The sequence below is a fragment of the Streptomyces sp. NPDC096311 genome, from assembly GCF_044763085.1.
In the GTDB taxonomy this organism is placed as follows: domain Bacteria; phylum Actinomycetota; class Actinomycetes; order Streptomycetales; family Streptomycetaceae; genus Streptomyces.
The window spans coordinates 1-19189 of record NZ_JBIWFN010000011.1 but is presented as its reverse complement, the minus strand read 5'-3'; the positions used below and the strand labels follow the sequence as shown (position 1 = coordinate 19189).

The 19189-nt window shown below is 71.1% G+C and carries 17 protein-coding genes; 11 read left to right on the top strand and 6 right to left on the bottom strand.

Annotation, left to right across the window (positions count from 1 at the left end; all coding sequences use genetic code 11):
* Positions 1–156 precede the first annotated feature (156 nt).
* The 4 genes from ACIRA5_RS26915 (at position 157) to ACIRA5_RS26900 (ending at position 4886) form a co-directional block, all read left to right on the top strand.
* Positions 157–936, top strand: a complete 780-nt coding sequence (locus ACIRA5_RS26915; protein ID WP_403694534.1) for an MIP/aquaporin family protein — start codon at positions 157–159, stop codon at positions 934–936.
* A 132-nt stretch (positions 937–1068) separates the two neighbouring features.
* Complete coding sequence (gene glpK / locus ACIRA5_RS26910) at positions 1069–2607, top strand: glycerol kinase GlpK (RefSeq protein ID WP_095855569.1); 1539 nt, start codon at positions 1069–1071, stop codon at positions 2605–2607.
* 19 nt (positions 2608–2626) lie between these two features.
* Positions 2627–4243 (top strand): FAD-dependent oxidoreductase, encoded by a 1617-nt coding sequence (locus tag ACIRA5_RS26905; RefSeq protein WP_403694531.1) that lies wholly within the window; start codon positions 2627–2629, stop codon positions 4241–4243.
* A 253-nt stretch (positions 4244–4496) separates the two neighbouring features.
* Complete coding sequence (locus tag ACIRA5_RS26900) at positions 4497–4886, top strand: hypothetical protein (protein ID WP_403694529.1); 390 nt, start codon at positions 4497–4499, stop codon at positions 4884–4886.
* On the opposite strand, the gene mtnK is transcribed toward ACIRA5_RS26900, so the two are convergent.
* From mtnK to ACIRA5_RS26880, 4 genes are read right to left on the bottom strand one after another with little or no spacing between them, the layout of a single operon-like run.
* The gene (gene mtnK, locus ACIRA5_RS26895) at positions 4854–6014 is read right to left on the bottom strand and encodes an S-methyl-5-thioribose kinase (RefSeq protein WP_403694527.1); all 1161 of its coding nucleotides are present in this window, start codon (positions 6012–6014) and stop codon (positions 4854–4856) included. The genes ACIRA5_RS26900 and mtnK overlap by 33 nt on opposite strands.
* A gap of 15 nt (positions 6015–6029) precedes the next feature.
* Positions 6030–7070: an ABC transporter permease gene (locus ACIRA5_RS26890; RefSeq protein ID WP_403694524.1), complete on the bottom strand. Its 1041-nt coding sequence runs from the start codon at positions 7068–7070 to the stop codon at positions 6030–6032.
* A gap of 25 nt (positions 7071–7095) precedes the next feature.
* Positions 7096–8628 (bottom strand): sugar ABC transporter ATP-binding protein, encoded by a 1533-nt coding sequence (locus ACIRA5_RS26885; RefSeq protein WP_403694522.1) that lies wholly within the window; start codon positions 8626–8628, stop codon positions 7096–7098.
* Complete coding sequence (locus tag ACIRA5_RS26880; RefSeq protein WP_403694520.1) at positions 8615–9721, bottom strand: substrate-binding domain-containing protein; 1107 nt, start codon at positions 9719–9721, stop codon at positions 8615–8617. The genes ACIRA5_RS26885 and ACIRA5_RS26880 overlap by 14 nt, the downstream gene beginning before the upstream one ends.
* Positions 9722–10277: 556 nt before the next feature.
* Here ACIRA5_RS26880 and ACIRA5_RS26875 point away from each other — a divergent pair.
* Genes ACIRA5_RS26875 through mtnB form a run of 3 tightly spaced genes read left to right on the top strand, consistent with a single transcriptional unit; the run spans position 10278 to position 12198 of the window.
* Positions 10278–10877, top strand: coding sequence for a 1,2-dihydroxy-3-keto-5-methylthiopentene dioxygenase (locus ACIRA5_RS26875; protein WP_403694518.1), 600 nt, complete (start codon positions 10278–10280; stop codon positions 10875–10877).
* Positions 10874–11593, top strand: a complete 720-nt coding sequence (mtnC, locus tag ACIRA5_RS26870) for an acireductone synthase (protein ID WP_403694515.1) — start codon at positions 10874–10876, stop codon at positions 11591–11593. Before ACIRA5_RS26875 ends, mtnC begins: the two co-directional genes overlap by 4 nt.
* Positions 11590–12198 (top strand): methylthioribulose 1-phosphate dehydratase, encoded by a 609-nt coding sequence (gene mtnB, locus ACIRA5_RS26865; protein ID WP_075027707.1) that lies wholly within the window; start codon positions 11590–11592, stop codon positions 12196–12198. Before mtnC ends, mtnB begins: the two co-directional genes overlap by 4 nt.
* A gap of 60 nt (positions 12199–12258) precedes the next feature.
* Here mtnB and mtnA read toward each other — a convergent pair whose 3' ends face one another.
* Positions 12259–13290: an S-methyl-5-thioribose-1-phosphate isomerase gene (gene mtnA / locus ACIRA5_RS26860; protein ID WP_403694513.1), complete on the bottom strand. Its 1032-nt coding sequence runs from the start codon at positions 13288–13290 to the stop codon at positions 12259–12261.
* A 163-nt stretch (positions 13291–13453) separates the two neighbouring features.
* Between mtnA and ACIRA5_RS26855 the strand changes: the two genes are divergently transcribed.
* Complete coding sequence (locus ACIRA5_RS26855; protein ID WP_352052365.1) at positions 13454–14125, top strand: FadR/GntR family transcriptional regulator; 672 nt, start codon at positions 13454–13456, stop codon at positions 14123–14125.
* Positions 14126–14296: 171 nt separating this feature from the next.
* Entirely contained in the window at positions 14297–15292 is a 996-nt protein-coding gene (locus tag ACIRA5_RS26850) for a PAC2 family protein (protein ID WP_075027709.1), read from the top strand.
* A 99-nt stretch (positions 15293–15391) separates the two neighbouring features.
* Here the strand turns inward: ACIRA5_RS26850 and ACIRA5_RS26845 are convergent, their stop codons facing one another.
* On the bottom strand, positions 15392–16366 hold the full coding sequence (locus ACIRA5_RS26845) for an SMP-30/gluconolactonase/LRE family protein (protein ID WP_403694509.1): 975 nt from the start codon (positions 16364–16366) through the stop codon (positions 15392–15394).
* 285 nt (positions 16367–16651) lie between these two features.
* On the opposite strand from ACIRA5_RS26845, the gene ACIRA5_RS26840 reads away from it, so the two are divergent.
* Together ACIRA5_RS26840 and ACIRA5_RS26835 are read left to right on the top strand one after the other, a co-directional pair.
* Entirely contained in the window at positions 16652–18409 is a 1758-nt protein-coding gene (locus ACIRA5_RS26840) for a S8 family peptidase (RefSeq protein WP_403694506.1), read from the top strand.
* 60 nt (positions 18410–18469) lie between these two features.
* Entirely contained in the window at positions 18470–19039 is a 570-nt protein-coding gene (locus ACIRA5_RS26835) for a hypothetical protein (RefSeq protein ID WP_403694504.1), read from the top strand.
* Positions 19040–19189: the final 150 nt, after the last annotated feature.

Below are 19189 nucleotides of genomic sequence, written 5' to 3'. Positions count from 1 at the left end.
TCCCGTCCATCGGTCGGCATTGTCGAACACCTACCGGCAATACGAGTTAGAGTGTGACAACGCCATGGGCCGGCATCGCCCTCACCCCCGAGGGCGCGAACCACCGGAGGGACCCGGGGTTCGCCTTCCCCTGGACGAAGGACAAAGGAGTCGCGGGTGTCCAGCTCCGACATCTTCATCGGCGAGACCATAGGTACCGCCATACTCATCCTGCTCGGCGGTGGCGTCTGTGCCGCCGTCACGCTGAAGGCCTCCAAGGCCAGAAACGCCGGCTGGCTCGCCATCGCCTTCGGGTGGGGCTTCGCGGTCCTCACGGCGGTCTACACCTCCGCGCCGCTGTCCGGCGCACACCTGAACCCGGCCGTGACGCTGGCGCTGACCATCAAGGACGGCGGCTGGGACAACCTGCCGGTGTACTGGGGCGGCCAGCTGCTCGGCGCGATGATCGGCGCCACGCTGGTCTGGGTCGTGTACTACGGACAGTTCCAGGCGCACCTGACCGACTCCGAGATCGTCGGCGCTCCCGAGAGCAAGGCGGTCGAGGCGGAGGAGAAGGGCGCGGGCCCCGTCCTCGGTATCTTCTCCACCGGCCCCGAGATCCGCAACGCGGTGCAGAACCTCGCCACGGAGATCATCGCCACCGTGGTGCTGGTGCTCGCGATCCTCACGCAGGGTCTCAACGACAAGGGCAACGGCCTCGGCCCCCTGGGCGCCCTGATCACCGCGCTGGTGGTTGTCTCCATCGGCCTCTCCCTCGGTGGACCCACCGGCTACGCGATCAACCCGGCCCGTGACCTCGGCCCGCGCATCGTGCACGCACTGCTCCCCCTGCCCAACAAGGGCGGCTCCGACTGGAGCTACGCCTGGGTTCCGGTCGTCGGTCCGCTGATCGGCGGTGCGATCGCTGCAGGTCTGTACAACGTCGCCTTTGCTTAAAGATCCGAGGCCTTCGGGCCTCGGGCTCTCCTTGAACCGCAAGGTTTTCCGAGCCGTAAGCAATACGCCGTCAGGCCGTGAGCAGTAAGCCGTGAGCCAGCCCCTTTCATACGGAACCTTCAGGAGCACACCGTGACCGACGCACACACCGCCGGCCCCTTCATCGCCGCGATCGACCAGGGCACCACGTCCAGCCGCTGCATCGTCTTCGACCGCGACGGACGCATCGTCTCCGTCGACCAGAAGGAGCACGAGCAGATCTTCCCGAAGCCGGGCTGGGTCGAGCACAACGCCGCCGAGATCTGGACCAACGTCCAGGAAGTGGTGGCCGGGGCCATCGAGAAGGCGGGCATCACCCGCGACGACATCAAGGCCATCGGCATCACCAACCAGCGCGAGACCACCGTGCTGTGGGACAAGAACACCGGTGAGCCCGTCCACAACGCCATCGTCTGGCAGGACACCCGCACCGACGCGCTCTGCAAGGAGCTCGGCCGCAACGTGGGCCAGGACCGCTTCCGCCGCGAGACCGGCCTGCCGCTCGCGTCCTACTTCGCCGGTCCCAAGGCCCGCTGGCTGCTCGACAACGTCGAGGGCCTGCGCGAGCGCGCCGAGGCCGGGGACATCCTCTTCGGCACCATGGACACCTGGGTCATCTGGAACCTGACGGGCGGTGCGAACGGCGGTCATCACGTCACCGACGTCACCAACGCCTCCCGCACCATGCTGATGAACCTGCACACCCTGGCGTGGGACGACAAGATCGCCGAGTCCATCGGCGTCCCGCTGGCCATGCTGCCGGAGATCCGCTCCTCCGCCGAGGTGTACGGCGAGGTGACCGGCGGCCGGCTCGGCGAGCTGCTCGGCGGCATCCCGGTCGCCTCCGCGCTCGGCGACCAGCAGGCGGCCCTGTTCGGCCAGACCTGCTTCTCCGAGGGCGAGGCCAAGTCCACGTACGGCACCGGCACGTTCATGCTGATGAACACCGGTGACAAGATCATCAACTCGTACTCGGGCCTGCTGACCACGGTCGGCTACCGCATCGGGGACCAGGCCCCGGTCTACGCCCTCGAGGGCTCCATCGCCGTCACCGGTTCGCTGGTGCAGTGGATGCGCGACCAGATGGGCCTGATCAAGTCCGCCGCCGAGATCGAGACGCTCGCGTCCTCGGTCGAGGACAACGGCGGCGCCTACTTCGTACCGGCCTTCTCCGGTCTGTTCGCCCCGTACTGGCGCTCCGACGCCCGCGGTGTGATCGCCGGTCTGACCCGGTACGTCACCAAGGCGCACATCGCGCGCGCCGTCCTGGAGGCCACCGCCTGGCAGACCCGTGAGATCACCGACGCCATGACGAAGGACTCCGGCGTCGAGCTCACGGCCCTCAAGGTCGACGGCGGCATGACCTCCAACAACCTGCTGATGCAGACCCTGGCCGACGTCCTGGACGCCCCCGTGGTGCGCCCGATGGTCGCCGAGACCACCTGCCTCGGCGCCGCCTACGCCGCCGGCCTCGCCGTCGGCTTCTGGACCAACACCGAGGACCTGCGCGCCAACTGGCGCCGGGCCGCGGAATGGACCCCCAACATGGACGCGGAGATCCGCGACCGTGAGTACAAGAGCTGGCTCAAGGCCGTGGAGCGGACCATGGGCTGGATCGAAGACGAGAACTGACGAGGAGTAAGAACCCGCAATGACCAGTCAGTCCACCCTGCAGACCGTGCCTGCCCTCGGTACGCACCCGGCCTCCGGCTCCAACCCGAGCCGCGCCGAGACCCGGGAGCAGCTCTCCAAGGCGACGTACGACCTTCTCGTGATCGGCGGCGGCATCCTGGGCATCTCCACCGCCTGGCACGCCGCGCAGTCCGGTCTGCGGGTGGCTCTGGTCGACGCCGGCGACTTCGCCGGCGCCACCTCCTCCGCCTCCTCCAAGCTGCTCCACGGCGGTCTGCGCTACCTGCAGACCGGCGCGGTGAAGCTGGTGGCGGAGAACCACTTCGAGCGCCGTGCGGTCTCCCGTCAGGTGGCCCCCCACCTGGCGAACCCGCTCACGTTCTACCTCCCCGTGTACAAGGGCGGGCCGCACGGCGCGGCGAAGCTCGGGGCGGGCGTCTTCGCCTACTCCGCGCTGTCGGCGTTCGGGGACGGCGTCGGCCACCTGCTCTCGCCGGCCAAGGCGCAGCAGGACGTGCCGGAGCTGCGCACCGAGAACCTCAAGGCCGTGGCCGTGTACGGCGACGACCAGATGAACGACGCGCGCATGGCGCTGATGACGGTCCGCGCGGCCGTCGAGGCGGGCGCGGTCGTGCTCAACCACGCGGAGGTGACCGGCCTGCGCTTCACCAAGGGCCGGGTCACGGGCGCGGACCTCAAGGACGGTACGAACGGCGCGGAGTTCGGCGTCAACGCGCACCTCGTCCTCAACGCCACCGGTCCCTGGGTCGACCACCTGCGCAGGATGGAGGACCCGAACGCGGCGCCGTCCATCCGCCTGTCCAAGGGCGCGCACCTGGTTCTCAAGCGCACCTCCCCCTGGAAGGCCGCGCTCGCCACCCCGATCGACAAGTACCGCATCACCTTCGCCCTCCCCTGGGAGGACATGCTGCTGCTCGGTACGACCGACGAGGAGTACGAGGGCGACCCGGCGGACGTCGCGGTCAACGAGAAGGACATAGCCCAGATCCTGGACGAGGCCGCGTTCTCCATACGCGACCAGCAGCTCTCCCGTGATTTGATCACGTACTCCTTCGCCGGTCTGCGGGTGCTGCCCGGCGGCCCCGGCGACACCTCGAAGGCCAAGCGCGAGACGGTCGTCACGGAGGGCCGTGGCGGGATGCTGTCCGTCGCGGGCGGCAAGTGGACCACCTTCCGGCACATCGGCCGTACGGTCATGAAGAAGCTGGAGTCGCTGCCGGGCCGCCCGCTGGGCGAGGACTTCGAGCCGATCTCCGAGCTGCCGAAGAAGCTGCCGCTCCCGGGTGTCGCCAACCCGCGCGCGGTCGCCCACCGGCTGCTCGTCGACGGCCCGGCGCCCGGCCCCCGTATGGGTGCCGACACCGCCAAGCACCTGGCGACGCACTACGGTTCGCTGGCCTTCGACATCGCACGCCTGGCGAACGAGAACCCGGAGCTCGGCGAGCGCGTCCACCCGGACGCCCCGGAGATCTGGGCGCAGGTCGTGTGGGCCCGCGACCACGAGTGGGCGGAGACGACGGACGACGTGCTGCGCCGCCGTACGACGCTGACGATCCGCGGGCTCGCCACGGACGAGGTCCGCGGCAAGGTGCAGGACCTGCTCGACAAGAAGTGACCAGGAAGTGATCGGATCCTGAGCGGATGATCCGATCGGCTTGAGGGGCGGCTCCCACGGGGGGAGCCGCCCTTCTGCGTGCGCCGACATGGCCGAGCACCCGTCAGCCCCCCGGGCCTCGCGCGCCCCCTGCCTCCGTACCGCGTTCGACCGTTCGCACCACGAATGCCGGGTACAACGGCGAACGGCACAGGACGGGACCATCGGACCAGGGGGATCGGGCGTGCCGGGCGGCTGGTGGCGAAGTGCGCGGATGCGGCGGCGCGCGGCCTTCGGGGAGTACGCGGCGGCCCTCGTGGCACAGGCGGCCGTGGTGCGTGACGCGCGAGAGCACCGCGGGTGTGCTCGTCTGCGTGATCGCCGCCGTCGTGTCGGTGGCCGCCTTCCTCGAAGACCGCCGGCCCTCACCACGGCCGCCGCCACCGTGCTGTGGCTGGGCGTCACGGCCCTGGACGACCTGCGGTGCGGGTTCCGCTTCGGCGCCGTCACCGACGGGCCGCTGCCCGATCTGTTCGGCGGTTTCCTGTTCGCGATGCTGCTCACCCTCGAGTTCCGCCACCGGCGGCCGCAACGACGGCTCGCCGGTGTCGGACGGCCGGCCGACGGCCCGTCAGCGCAGGAGTGCCTCGACGTCCTCGGGTGACGTCAACTCCGCGCGGCGCACGATCAGTTCGCGCCCGAGGAGGAGCGCACGCCGGGAGGCGGGTACCGGGTCCGGCAGGGTGGTGAGGTCGGTGAGGTGGGCGAAGCCGATGATGCGGCGGACGATCTCCGCACCGGCGAAGCCCAGGGACTCCGTCCAGACGCGGTCCAGGAAGCGGTCGAGGAAGGCGTCGTCGAAGAAGGTGTCGACACGGGTCGGCCACAGACGGCGGAACTCCGCCCTGAACGCGTCCCAGGAGAGCCGGAGTTGGCCGCCGTGGTCGCCCTCGACGCCCAGCGCGTCCGCGCGGGCCGCGGAGACGAGCGTGTTCGCCCAGTACAGGCCGAGGTCGAAGCCGATCGGGCCGACGAAGGAGAACTCGGGGTCGAAGACCCGTACCACCGGGGCGCCCTGGCGCGCGCCGGTCATGATGCTGCCGGTGTGCAGATCGCCGTGGAGCAGGGCCTGCGCGCCGGTCATGAAGAGGTGGCGCAGTTCGGCGACCTCGGTGCGCAGCCGAGGGTCGGAGCGGAAGGCGGCGGCGAGGTCGTCGAGGCCGGGGTGCCAGTGGTTGTGCTCGTGCTCGAGGTACGGCTCGCTGAGCACGACGTCCTCGGTGATCTTGCACAGCTCGGGGCTGACGGAGGCCGCGATCAGCGCCTTGCGCTCGGCGGAGGGCATACCGAAGTCGCTGGTGGCGAAGGAGAGCTGGGCGACGAACTCGCCGATACGGCGGGAGGTGTCCGGGCCGTAGGCGCCGCCCTCATTGAGGATCGTGCGCAGCACCTCCAGGTCGGACATGTCCTCCATGACGAGGGCGTAGTTGTCGGAGTCGTAGCCGTGGATCGCCGGGATCTTGTCCGGGGCGACCTTGGCGACCTGCTCGTAGGCACGGGCCTCGGCGTCGGCGCGCTCGGGGCTCATCGGCCAGGAGGGGCCCGCGACCCGCACCCAGGGCAGGGCCTGCTTGACGGCGAGGCCCCGGGTGCCGTCGGTGGCGGTGACGAGGAAGACGCGGTTCATGTTGCCGTCGGAGACCTCGCGGACCTCCGGCTCGTCGGTGCCCCAGTGGCCGCGCTCGCGCAGATAGCCGGCGACGTCCTCGGTCTCCAGGATGCGGTAGCCCATCGACTCGTAACTCCCTTATGCGGTGCGGCGCTTGGACAGGGTGAAGCTGAAGACCAGGGCGAGGATGAGGACCGCGCCCTCGACGACGTCCTGTGTGTAGTACGGCAGTCCCTCGATGGTCAGACCCGTGGTGATGATCCCGATCAGGACGGCGCCGAGGGCCGTGCCCCAGACGTTGGGGCGGCCCCGGCCGAGGACGGAGGTGCCGACGAGGGCGACGGCGACGGCTTCGAGCAGCTGGGAGGTACCGGCGGAGACATCGCCCTGGCCGATGCGGGAGGCCAGGATCAGACCGCCGATGGAGGCGAGGACGCCGGAGAGGACGTAGGCGAGCGCCCGGTACGCGCCGACGCGGATGCCGGCCAGCCGCGAGGCCTCGGGGTTGGCGCCGATCGCGTACAGCACGCGCCCCCAGCGGGTGCGGGCCAGGAACACCCAGGCGACGACGGTCAGGGCGCCGAAGATCAGCACCGAGACGGGTACGCCGAGGAAGGTGCCGCGGTCGATGCGCAGGAAGCCCTCGGTGAACCTGCCGGGCGCGGTGGTCCCGTCGGACTGGGTCATGCCGGGGGTGATGGACTGGCCGTCGACGAGGATGAGTTTGGTGCCCTGGATCACGAACATGGTGCCGAGCGTGGCGAGCATGTCGGGGATCTTGAGGACGACGATCAGCAGGGCGTTCAGCAACCCGGCCAGGGCGCCCGCCGCGACGACCGCGAGGATCGCGACCGTGCCGACCTGGTTGTAGGTGACCATCGTCTTCGCGGCGACCGTGACGCCGAGGCCGGCCACGGCGCCGACCGACATGTCCATTCCGCCGACGGCCATGGTGAGCGTGACGCCGAGGCCGAGGATGGCGGCGACGGAGACGTACCGGAGGGTGTCGAGGAGCGTCGCCGAGTCGCGGAAGGACGGCTCGCTGATCGCGAAATACGCGAAGAGCGTGACGGTGACGAAGATGAAGCCGTACTTGATGACGGCGTTCTGGATCCGGTGGGCGACGGCGGGTGCGGACGGGGCCGCCGTCGGCACGGAGGTGCTCTGGGTGGTGGTCATGGCGTGCTTCCTGGTGTGCCGGGCATCAGACGGACGCCGAGATGGTCTGGATCACGCGGTCGCGCTCCGCGTCTTCCCCGTACGCGTCGAGGCGGATCTCGCCCGCGGCCAGCACGACGACCCGGTCGGCGATCTCGAGGATCTCGTCGATGTCGGCGGACAGCACGAGGACGGCCGCCCCTTCGGCGGCCAGCGCGCGGGCGCGGCGGCCGATGTCGCGGCGGGCGCCGATGTCCACTCCTCGGAACGGTTCGTCCAGGATGAGGACGCGGGGGTTCTCGGCGAGCCAGCGGCCGACGACGACCTTCTGCTGGTTGCCGCCCGACAGCTCCTCGACGGTGCTGTGTTCGTTCCGGGCGACGACACCGAGCTGCTCGATGGTGGCGCGGCCGAGCGCGTCCTCCTTGGAGCGGCTCACGAGTCCCACCGTGGAGAGCGACCTGAGGAACGGCAGGGAGATGTTCTGGGCCACCGACCAGCCGGGGACCAGCGCGTCCGTGTGCCGGTCCTCCGGGACCAGGTGGATGCCGCCGCGGATGGCGTCGGCCGGGCGGCGCGGCTCGTAGGGTTTCCCGTCCAGCTCGACGGCTCCCCCGGTGAAGGGTTCGGCGCCGAAGAGGCCGCGGGCCAGTTCGGTCTTGCCCGCGCCCAGCAGCCCGACGACGCCGGTGACTTCGCCGGTGCGCACGTCGAGGTCCTGGGGCGGGTGGCCGGCCAGGAACGGAACGCCGCGCAGGGAGAGGACGACCTCGCCGTGTTCGCCCGTGTGCCGCGGCCGGGCGGTGGTCGTCTCCTGGGCCTGGGCGAGCATGGCGCGCAGGGCCCTGTCCCAGTCGAAGGGCTTGACCTGGTCCTCGGTGAGACGGCCGTCCCGCAGGACGACCAGCCGGTCGGCGAGCGCGTCGATCTCGCCGAGGCGGTGGGAGACGTAGAGCACCGCGATGCCCTCCGACCGCATCCGCTCGACGAGCGCGAACAGGCGCTCCGCCTCGGCGGCGGAGAGTGCGGAGGTCGGCTCGTCGAGGACGAGGAGGCGAGGCCGGGTCGCCAATGCGCGGGCCAGGATCAGCAACTGGCGGTCGGAGATGCCGAGTTCGGTGACGTCGCGCCTCAGCACGGCGTCGCTCCAGCCGAGGTCGAGGGCCGACTGGATCTCACGGGCCCGGGCCAGCGTCCGGCGTCCGCTCAGGAACGGGTTGCCACGCGTCTGGGCCAGTTCCTCGAAGACCAGGTTCTCGGCGACCGAGAGGCCGGGAACAATGCCCTCGCCGATGCGCTGATGCACCGTCTGGATGCCCAACTGGCGGGCTGCGAGCGGGGAGTGGAGCGCGGCGGGCACCCCGTTCACGCTCACCCGGCCGCCGTGCTCCGTGTGCACGCCGGAGAGGATCTTGATGAGGGTGGACTTGCCCGCGCCGTTCGCGCCGAGCAGCGCGACGACGCTGCCCGGCGCGATGTCGAGGGAGACGGAGGCGAGCACCGTCTTGCCCCCGAAGGCCATGCTGACGTCGCGGAGGGCGACCGCCGCGCTCTCCGCCGGAGCGTCAGTGGGCGACATTGGCAATCCAGTCCGCGGTGCTGACCTTGGAGAGGTTCAGCGCGGGCAGCGCCGTGCGCAGCTGGTCCATGTTCTCGATCTTGTTCTGCTTCAGGAAGTCCTGGGTGATGGCGACGGCCGGGAACTCGACCGAGGTGGTGTTCAGCTGACCGGCCAGTTCCAGGGCGGCCGTACGGACCACCGCGGCGCCGACCGCGGACGGGTCGGTGCCCGCCGTGGCGACCCACGGGCTGTCCTCGGCGGTCATGTTCTGGATGTCGGCGTTGGAGACGTCCGCGCCGAAGACCTTCACCTTGCCCTGGAGCTTCTTGTTCTGGACGGCGAGGACGGTGCCCTTGGCGAGTTCGTCGTAGGGGGCGAAGACGCCGGTCACGTCGGAGTTCTGGGTGAGCGCGGCGGACACCAGGGGAACGTTGTCGGTGGCGGTGGAGTCGGTGACCTTGCCGACCTTGAACGCCTGCTTCCAGCCATGGGCGTCGGCGGTCTTCTTCCAGACACTGTCGCGCTTGTCGAGGGCGGCGTACCCGGTGACGTTGACGTAACCGACCTTGGCGTTCTTGCCGAGGTCCTTCGCCATGACGTCGAGCACGGCCTGCGCCATGCTCGCGTCGTCCTGCTTGGTGCTGACGACGCTCTTGTTGGTGGTCTCGACGTCGTAGACGACGACCTTGATGCCCTTCTTCACCGCCTGGTCGATCTCGGGCTGGATCGTGGCAGGGAAACCGTGGTCGACGACGATGGCCTGCGCGCCGGAGTTGATGGCCGAGGACAGGTCGGTGGCCTGCTTGGCGTTGTCCGCCTGGGCGTCGTACACGGTCAGGTCGATGCCGAGGGCCCTGGCCTGCGCCTTGGCGCCGTTGCCCCACTGCTCGAAGTAGTCGCCGGCGCCGCTCTGCCGGACCAGGGCCACCTTCACGTTGCCCTTGCTGAACGGCGCGGGCTTCTTGCCGGTCGCGGCGGCGGCCGAGGCGGCCCGGTCGCCGGTGCTGCGCGAGGCGTTGGAGGACTGGGAGCAGCCCGCGAGGAAGAGCGCGGCGACGGAAGCGAGCGACAGCGCGGCGAGGGGGACGCGGGTGCGGGCGGTACGGGACATGCGGGCTCCAGGGCGGGGAAGGCGGAAATGAGCGGGCGAAGAGGGAGTGCCGGTCCGGAGCGCCGGGGAGGAGACATGCCAGGGCGGCATACGTCTCGTACACGGGCGGGTGCCTCGGGTTCACGGGGAACGCACCGAGGGCGGGGCGTGGTTGAGCGCTCCGGGGGGGGAAGGTCAGCGACAGCGGGCTGTGGTCGACCGGAGCAAGTCCACGTACAGCCGCCGCACGAGCAGCAGCGTCTTCATAGGCAGATCATGTGAACGATCCCAGCCAGCCGTCAAAGTATTGGACGTCGTTTCTCAGTATGTGGAACAACCGCTTCCTCACACTCGGCCGATCAACGGGCGGGAGTTACGATCGCCGGACGACGTTGGACAGTGAGGCTTCCGATGACGACACCCTGCGCGACAGCGACGCACCGCTGCACCGGCGCGGTATGTCGCGGCTGACCACCGGCCCTCCCGCCTCCCGCACGCCGCCCTCCTCATCTCCGGGCCGGACATCGATGCCAGTCTCGGTATCCGGACACCCCATCCACCCCTTGGAGTTTCTCCCATGACCCTGCTGACGACGTGGCCCGAGTCCGGACCCGAGACGCTGGTGCGCCGTACCTCCGACCCGGCCGAGATCGCCGCCGCGCTCGCGCCGATCGGTGTGCGCTACGAGCAGTGGCCGGTCCGCGAGGACGTGCCGGCGGACGCGGACAGCGACACGGTGTTCGCCGCGTACGGTGCCGAGATCGAGAAGCTGAACGCGGAGGAGGGCTTCACGACGGTCGACGTCCTCGGGCTGCACCCGAGCGACGACCCCGAGTACCCCGCCAGGGCGAAGGCCGCGCGTGCGAAGTTCCTCCAGGAGCACACACACGACGACGATGACGAGGTGCGCTTCTTCGTCTCGGGCTCCGGGATCTTCTACCTCCACGTCGGCGGCGAGGTGCACGCCGTGCTGTGCGAGAAGGGCGACCTGCTGGGCGTGCCGCGCGGTACGACGCACTGGTTCGACATGGGTACGTCGCCGTCGTTCACCGCGATCCGGTTCTTCCACGAGGAGGACGGCTGGGTCGGGAACTTCACCGGTGACCGGATCGCGGACCGCTTCCCGGACTTCGACACGATCGACGCGAGGTACCAGCACGACCGGGCCACGGCGTGACGCTCCGGTTCGACGTGGACGCCGTGGTGCTCGACATCGAGGGCACCACGAGCGCCACGGGATTCGTCGTGGACGTGCTGTACCCGTACTCCCGCTCTCGATTCGGAGCACTGCTCTCGGAGCGGAGCGGTGATCCGGCGGTGGCGCGGGCGACCGCGCAGGTGCGGGAGCTGATCGCGGAGCCCGATGCGGACGCCGCCCGCGTCGAGAAGGCCCTGAACGGCTGGCTCGACGAGGACCGCAAGGCCACCCCGCTCAAGACCCTCCAGGGCATGATCTGGTCCGAGGGCTTCGCGCGCGGCGACCTCGTCTCGCACTTCTACGAGGACGTCGTCCCGGCGCTGCGCGCCTGGCACGCGGCGGGCGTACGGCTGCACGTGTACTCGTCGGGGTCCGTGGCGGCGCAGCGAGCGTGGTTCCGGTCCAGCCCCGAGGGCGATCTGCTGCCGCTCGTCGAGGGGTTGTACGACACGGAGAACGCGGGGCCCAAGCAGGAACCGGCGTCGTACGAGACGATCGCGGCGGGGCTGGGCACCGCGCCAGAGAGGCTGCTCTTCCTCTCCGACCGGCCGGGCGAGCTGGACGCGGCGCGGGCTGCCGGATGGCGGACCGTGGGGGTGCGCCGCCCCGGGGAGCCGTACTACGAGCAGGGCGTCGGCGATCACCCGCAGGCGGGGACGTTCGACGAGATCACCATCGCGAGGAGCACCACATGACCGCCGAGACGCCGGCCCTCGACCTCAAGGAGGCGGGCGCGGTCCTGGCCGCCGAGTCGGCCCGCTTCGCCTCCTTCGGCTGGATGCGCGGCACGTCCGGCAACCTGTCCGTCGTCCTGAGCCGGGACCCGCTGCGGCTCGCCGTCACCGCGAGCGGGCACGACAAGGGCGAACTCACGCCCGACGACGTGGTGCTGGTGGACGGTTCGGGTGCGGCGGTCGCGGGCGGGAAGCCGTCGGCGGAGGCCGAGCTGCACGCGCGCGTGGCCGCGCTCACGGGTGCGGGGGCCGTCGTCCACGTCCACACGGTCGCGTCCGTGGCCATGGGGCGCCGGGAGCCCGGGGGCATCGTGTTCCGGGACCTGGAGATGCTCAAGGGCGTCGGCCTGCCCGCCCACGACGTCGAGGTCACCCTCCCCGTCATCGCCAACAGCCAGGACATGAAGGTCCTGGGCGACCGCCTGGAAGCGGCCCGCGACCCCCGCATGCCGGCGGTCGTCGTGGCAGGCCACGGGCTGTACGTCTGGGGCACGGACCCACGCCGGGCCCGCCATCACACCGAAGTGGTGGAGTGGCTGCTGGAGTTGGAACTGACGGGCCGCTGAGTCACCGCGGCGGGTGGACTCACCCGGGAGGAAAGCACCGTGTGAGTCCACCCCAGGCGGCTAGGGCAGATGGTGGGCCGGGAGTTCGCCCGCCGATATCTCCAGCACCCCGCGTTCGGTCACCAGGCCCGTCACCAGGCGGCCCGGGGTGACGTCGAAGGCCGGGTTGTGGCCTCGGGACTCCGCCGGCGCCGTTCGTACGCCCGACCACTCCAGTACCTCGTCCTCGCCACGGAGTTCGATGTGGATGTCGGCGCCCCTGGCCGTGGTCAGGTCGACCGTCGTGGTGGGGGCGGCCACCAGGAACGGGATTCCGGCGTCCGCGCAGGCCAGGGCGACCCCGACCGTGCCCACCTTGTTGGCCGTGTCGCCGTTGGCGGCGATGCGGTCCGCGCCGACGATCGCCGCGTCGACCTCGCCCCTCAGAATCGTTCCCGCGGCGGCACCGTCCGCCTGGACGTAGTGCGGTATGCCCTCCTGGACGAGTTCCCAGGCGGTGAGGCGGGAGCCCTGGAGGAGGGGACGCGTCTCGTCGGCGTACACGACCTCGACCAGGTCGCGCGCGTGCAGTTCACGGATGACGCCGAGCGCCGTGCCCCAGCCGGCGGTGGCGAGCGCACCGGTGTTGCAGTGCGTGAGCACCCGCAGCGGCCGGTCCACCCCGACCTTCTTGAGCAGCCAGTCCGCGCCGTACGCCCCCATCGCCCGGTTCGCCTCGACGTCCTCGCGCTGGACGGCCGCGGCCTCCGCGAGCACCGCGACCAGCCCCTCGTCGAAGCGGGCCATCACCCGGTCGACGCACACCATGAGGTTCACCGCGGTCGGGCGCGCCGCACGGACGCGGGCCACGGCCGCCCGCGTCTCCTCGGCCGACCAGCCCTCGCGCCCGCCCTGCAACAGCGCGAGCGCCACCCCGTACGCCCCCGCCGCCCCGATCGCCGGCGCGCCGCGCACGACGAGCCGCTGGATGGCGTCCACCAGCGCGTCCACGTCACGGATCTCGAGAATCTCGGTGCGATGCGGCAGGACCGTCTGGTCGATGAGCGCGAGGCTGCTTCCGGTCCAGTCGACGGCGCGCAGTTCCTGGGACATGGCGGGCACTCCTGATGTTCCGAACGTCCGCGACACCGTACATGAGCGCGAGAAACGCCGGTGTTTCTGTCCGTTCGGCCTGGTGACCCCACATAATGGCCCAAGACATCGGATGACTCAGCGCCATCCGGAGTGACGGTCCGGAGTGACAGGGAGGTCGGCCATGGCAGTCACCGATGAGGCGATCGAGAAGATCAAGGGCATGATCGTCTCCGGCACGCTGCGCCCCGGCGACCGGCTTCCCAAGGAGAGCGAGCTCGCCGCCGACCTCGGCCTGTCCCGCAACTCCCTGCGGGAGGCGGTGCGCGCGCTCTCGCTGATCCGCATCCTGGACGTACGGCAGGGCGACGGCACGTACGTGACCAGCCTGGACCCCCAGCTCCTCCTGGAGGCGCTGAGCTTCGTCGTCGACTTCCATCGGGACGACACGGTGCTCGAGTTCCTCGCCGTGCGCCGGATCCTGGAGCCCGCCGCGACGGCGATGGCCGCCTCGAGGATCAGCGAGCAGCAACTGCACGTCCTGACCTCCCAGCTGGACGCGCTGGGCGGCGCCCCCTCGGTGGAGGAACTCGTCGCCTGCGACCTGGAGTTCCACCGGGGCATCGTGCAGAGCTCCGGGAACTCGGTCCTGTGCTCGCTGCTGGACGGCCTCTCCGGGCCCACCACCCGGGCCCGGATCTGGCGCGGTCTCACCCAGGAGGACGCGGTCAGCCGCACCCTGCACGAGCACCGGGCGATCCTGTCCGCCCTGCGGGACCGCGACGCGGAGGCGGCCCGCTCGTGGGCGACGGTGCACATCGCGAGCGTGGAGCAGTGGCTGCGCAGCACCCTGTAGAAACAGCTCGGATGACTCGGGCGGTGGTTCATGGTGGCGATCACGCGTGTTTCCGGCCCCTCGGTGGGGCAGTGATCCGTTCACACCCCCGTGCAAGGGGGCTGCGGAGGCCCCCTCGGCACGCCGTAAGGTTGGGTCGTACGTAAGGGGCACGTCGGAAGGAGGCGCTGGGTGATCGAGCTCGAGGGGGTTCCCGAGCTGATCGACCCGGTCATGGTGGCCGCGTTCGAGGGCTGGAACGACGCCGGCGACGCCGCCTCCACCGCGGTCGCGCATCTCGACAAGGAGTGGAAGGGCGAGGTGTTCGCGGCGCTGGACGCCGAGGACTACTACGACTTCCAGGTGAACCGCCCCACGGTGTGGCTGGACGGCGGGGTCCGCAAGATCACCTGGCCGACCACGCGCCTGTCGGTGGTCCGGGTCGGCGGTGAGAAGCCGCGCGACCTGGTGCTGGTCCGGGGGATCGAGCCGTCGATGCGGTGGCGCTCGTTCTGCAACGAGCTGCTCGGCTTCGCGCACGAGCTGGGTGTGGAGCTGGTGGTGATCCTGGGCGCACTGCTCGGTGACACCCCGCACACACGTCCGGTGCCGGTGAGCGGGGTCACCTCCGACCCGGACCTGGCCCGCACGATGGACCTGGAGGAGACCAAGTACGAGGGCCCCACGGGCATCGTCGGCATCCTCCAGGAGGCGTGCACGCACGCGGGCGTACCGGCGGTGTCACTGTGGGCGGCCGTACCGCACTATGTGTCGCAGCCGCCGAACCCGAAGGCGACGCTGGCCCTCCTCAACCGCCTGGAGGACCTGATCGACCTGCGGATCCCGCTGGGCGAGCTGCCCGAGGACGCGCGTGCCTGGCAACTGGGCGTGGACCAGCTGGCCGCCGAGGACAGCGAGGTCGCCGAGTACGTGCAGACGCTGGAGGAGGCCCGGGACACCGCGGAGCTGCCGGAGGCGTCGGGCGAGGCGATCGCACGCGAGTTCGAGCGCTATCTGCGGCGGCGGGACGGCGGCGGTCCGGCGGGTCCGGCCCCCGGCGGACACGCCACGGCCGACGGCAGCGACAGCTCCTCGTATCTGCGGGACAACCCCGGCGGTCGTCCGAAGCCTCCGAAGTCCCCGCGGCCGGAGACCGGCACCGAGGACGAGGACTCCCCGGAGGACTGAGCGGACGGACCGGGCCGGGCGGAAGCCGGGCCGACGGAAGGGGCGGTGCGCACCTGGCGCACCGCCCCTCCGCGTTCAGCGCCTCGCGGTCTCCTCGCGTCAGCGCGCGACGGCGATCACGTCGTACGGGGTGTCCGGCGTCGGCGTGGTCGTGAACCGGGCGTTGGGCAGGTACAGGCGGTCCCCGTACGCGGCCACGGTGGTCGGCACGTCGAGGTCCGGGTCGGTGAGGCGGCACTGGAAGACGCCGCGGCGCCCGTCGGGCGAGAGCCGGAAGACGTCGATCGCGTTCTGCATGTTCTGCACCACGTACAGCGTCCGGCCGGTGAGCAGCAGCCCGTCGCCGTTGACGAGGGGCGCCGCGTCGCCGAGGTCGACGAGCCGGGTGACTCCGGTCCTCGGATCGACCCGGTGCAGGCCGCCGGCCCCGGTCTGCACGACGAGCAGGGCGGCACCGTCCGGCGTCCGTGTGATCCCGTTGGCGTTGATCGTGGCGCCGGGCACCTGGCTCCAGTCGCCGCTCAGGGGGAGCCGTACGACGTCGGCCGCGTCCGGCAGGGCGCCGCCGGGGCCGAGCGGCAGCGCGTACAGCGTGGGCTGGTAGGAGTCCGTGAACCAGACCGCGCGGGGGGTCAGGACCACGTCGTTGGCGAAGGTCTCGGGCTCCGTGGCGAGGACGTACGACGCGAGTTCGGCGCCGGTACGGACGTCCACCACGCGGGCGCCCGTACCGACCGTGGCGATGAACAGCCGCCCCCTGCCGTCGAGTTTGAGCCCGGCAGCCGCCGTACCCGGCCCCGGGGCGATGGTCCGGCCCTGTCCGGTGCGCAGATCGGCGCGGTAGACCGAACCGTCGGCGATGGATCCGAGGTAGGCGTACGGGCCGCCCCCGATGGTGATGCCCTCCGGGCGGATGCCGTTCGGCAGAGGGATGACGGTGGGTAACGAGTTCTCCGCTGCCCAGGCCGGGCCGGCCGAGGACCCGGCGAGCGCGGCGCCGGCGGCCGCGGCACCGGCGGTGAGCAGTCTTCGGCGGCTGAGACGGTCTGGGAGCGAACGGTGCGTGGATGTCACGGTGCGTCCTTCCGGGCGGGACCGGGAGTTGACCGGTCCAGCGATCAACTGTCCCTGCCACCCCACCACATGACCCACGACACCGCAGCCTTTGGCCGGATTGCTACGTGACATCTGTTTCAGGACGGATTGCACAGGTTTCCCCATTCAACTTGTTTTCAAACCGAGTTGGCGACGCCGGGGTGGACGAGTCGCCGTCGGCGTGCCAGGTTGTGCCCCGAAGACGCGGCCCGGGGACGGGACATGGCAACACCCGCAGAACCGAACCGAGAGGAGCGGTACGCGATGACCGACCATGTACAGCCGACGCAGGGCCCGGGAACGGCCGGGCCGGGACCCGACGGAGCGGGGTTCACCTACCGGGGAGCCGAGCAGGAGCTGATCGTCGTCGCACGCCCCGAGGCCCGGCTGCGCGCCGGGGCCGAGGGCGTCCGCTCGGCGGCGGGCTCGGACGTGTCGGCCCTCAACATGTTCCTCAGTGACGAACAGCTCGCCCTGGAGCCGCTGTTCGGCGGCGAGGAACGACTGCGGCAGTCCGAGGTGGCGGACGGCGGGGGCGGAAGCGACCTCGCGCTCTTCTACCGGGTGCGCGGCGTCGAGAGCCGCGCCCAGGAGCTGCGTGCACGGATCGCCGCGCTGCCGGAGATCGACACGGCGTACGTGAAGCCTGGCGCCGTCCCCGCCTCGGTGGGGTCGGTCGGGCGGAGCACGAACGGCTCGGCGAGCGCGGACGACGGCCGACGGCCGAAGGAAGGGGCACCGGTCACCCCGGACTTCACCGGCCGCCAGGGCTATCTGCGGCCGGCGCCCGAGGGCATCGACGCCCACTGGGCCTGGCAGCGGCCGGGCGGTACGGGCCAGGGCGTGACGGTGATCGACGTGGAGGGGGCGTGGCAGCTGGGCCACGAGGACCTGACCGCGAAGCTCGCCGGCGTGGTCGTCGGCACCCCGCTGACGGACCTCGCCTGGCGCAACCACGGCACCGCCGTCATCGGGGTGATCGGCGGCGACCGCGACGAGCGCGGGATCACCGGCATCGCGCCGGACGCGGTGACCGCCGCCGCGTCCTTCCAGGGCATGGGCACGGCGGCCGCGATCCACGCGGCGGCCGACCGGCTGGGCCCCGGTGACATCATCCTGGTCGAACTGCACGCCCCAGGGCCGCGGTTCGACTTCGAGGAGCGCGACGACCAGCAGGGTTACATCGCGATCGAGTGGTGGCCGGACAACTTCGCGGCCATCCGGTACGCGACCGCCAAGGGGGTGCTCGTCGTGGCGGCCGCGGGCAACGGAGCCGAGTCGCTCGACGACGCGGTGTACGAGCGGCGCCCCGCCGGGTTCCCCGCGTGGTGGCGCAACCCCTTCAACCCCGCCAACCCGTCCTCGGGCGCGGTGGTGGTCGGCGCGGGCGCACCGCCGCCCGGCACGCACGGCCGCGACCACGGCCCGGACCGCTCCCGCCTCGCCTTCTCCAACTACGGGGCGCGGGTGGACGCGCAGGGCTGGGGGCGCGAGGTCACGACCACCGGCGGCTTCTGGGACCGGCCCGGCGACCTGCAGGGCGGTGCCGAGGAGATCGGCTGGTACACGGACACGTTCTCCGGGACCTCCTCCGCCTCCCCGGTGGTGGTCGGCGCCCTGGCCGCGCTGCAGGGCATGCTCAGGGCGGCGGTCCAGGAACCGATGTCCCCGGAGCGTGCCCGCGCGGTGCTGCGGGCCACCGGCTCCCCGCAGCAGGACGCTCCGGGCCGGCCCGCCTCCCAGCGGATCGGCAACCGGCCGGACATCAAAGCGGCGGTCACCCGTCTGCTGCCGGAGGCGGTCGGCTCGGGCCAGGCCGAACGGTACTGGGACGAGCTGCTGCCGTACCCGCGCGAACTCCCGCCCAGGCTCCGGCTGTTCGTGGCCGGTGACTGGCGCAACCTCGCCAACCCCTCCCCCGAGATCCGTCAGGCGGTGCACTCCGCCTTCGCGGGCGGACGGCCCGACGTACGTGTCTGGTTCTCGGACGACGAGATCGTCGGCCTGGTGGTCACGGGCTGACGTGTCCGAGGGCGTAGCCGCAAGTCAACGATTCGATGATTCACGGAAGGTGGCACCCGTATGAGCACCACCCCGCAGATGAGTCAGCAGCAAGGGCACCAGCAGGGCATCCAGCAAGGCATCCAGCTGGGGCAGCAGGGACCGAGCACGGCGCCGCCCCAGCAGTTCGGACAGCAGCAGCCCATGGCGTTCGGACAGCAGATGCAGCAGCCGTTCGGCCCGCTGCAGAACCCGCAACTCCAGATCCCGCAGCACCAGAACCCGCAGCACCAGAACCCGCAACCGCCGATCCCGCAGCAGCAGATTCCGCAGCACCTCCAGCAGCAGCTCCAGCAGATGGGGCAGCAGCAGCCGTTCCAGCAGCTGCTCCAGCAGCTCGGCGGGCAGCAGCAACAGCAGGCGCAGGTCCTGACGAGCGGGATCGCCCAGCACTTCTGGGACGTGGTCACCCCGCTCCCGGGCCAGCCGTCGATCCTCTACCTGTTCATCGACAACGCCTGGCGCCCCCTGGTGAACCCCAACCAGGTCACCCACGACGAGGTCCAGCAGGCCTTCGCCTACGGGCAGCAGGTCATCGGCGTCTACGACGCCAACAGCAACGCCGTACAGGCCGTCATCGTCAACAAGTGACGCACTGAGAGAGAGCCGAGAGAGAAGGGGGGGCGGGGGGGGCGCCCCCCCCCCCCCCCCCCCCCACCCCCCGGCCCGACGGCCCCCCCCCCCCCCGGGGGCCCCCCCCCCCCGGGGCCGCCCCCCCGGCCCCCCCCCCGCCGCGCCCCC

Bases quoted from the DNA above. Each gene is read 5' to 3' on its own strand.
- ACIRA5_RS26875 (WP_403694518.1), top strand. From the start codon at position 10,278: ATGACCCTGCTGACGACGTGGCCCGAGTCCGGACCCGAGACGCTGGTG.
- mtnA (WP_403694513.1), bottom strand. From the start codon at position 13,290: ATGTCCCAGGAACTGCGCGCCGTCGACTGGACCGGAAGCAGCCTCGCG.
- ACIRA5_RS26835 (WP_403694504.1), top strand. From the start codon at position 18,470: ATGAGCACCACCCCGCAGATGAGTCAGCAGCAAGGGCACCAGCAGGGC.
- mtnK (WP_403694527.1), bottom strand. From the start codon at position 6,014: ATGGGCTACCGCATCCTGGAGACCGAGGACGTCGCCGGCTATCTGCGC.
- mtnB (WP_075027707.1), top strand. From the start codon at position 11,590: ATGACCGCCGAGACGCCGGCCCTCGACCTCAAGGAGGCGGGCGCGGTC.
- ACIRA5_RS26880 (WP_403694520.1), bottom strand. From the start codon at position 9,721: ATGTCCCGTACCGCCCGCACCCGCGTCCCCCTCGCCGCGCTGTCGCTC.
- ACIRA5_RS26855 (WP_352052365.1), top strand. From the start codon at position 13,454: ATGGCAGTCACCGATGAGGCGATCGAGAAGATCAAGGGCATGATCGTC.
- ACIRA5_RS26840 (WP_403694506.1), top strand. From the start codon at position 16,652: ATGACCGACCATGTACAGCCGACGCAGGGCCCGGGAACGGCCGGGCCG.
- ACIRA5_RS26900 (WP_403694529.1), top strand. From the start codon at position 4,497: ATGCGGCGGCGCGCGGCCTTCGGGGAGTACGCGGCGGCCCTCGTGGCA.
- ACIRA5_RS26885 (WP_403694522.1), bottom strand. From the start codon at position 8,628: ATGTCGCCCACTGACGCTCCGGCGGAGAGCGCGGCGGTCGCCCTCCGC.
- ACIRA5_RS26890 (WP_403694524.1), bottom strand. From the start codon at position 7,070: ATGACCACCACCCAGAGCACCTCCGTGCCGACGGCGGCCCCGTCCGCA.
- ACIRA5_RS26905 (WP_403694531.1), top strand. From the start codon at position 2,627: ATGACCAGTCAGTCCACCCTGCAGACCGTGCCTGCCCTCGGTACGCAC.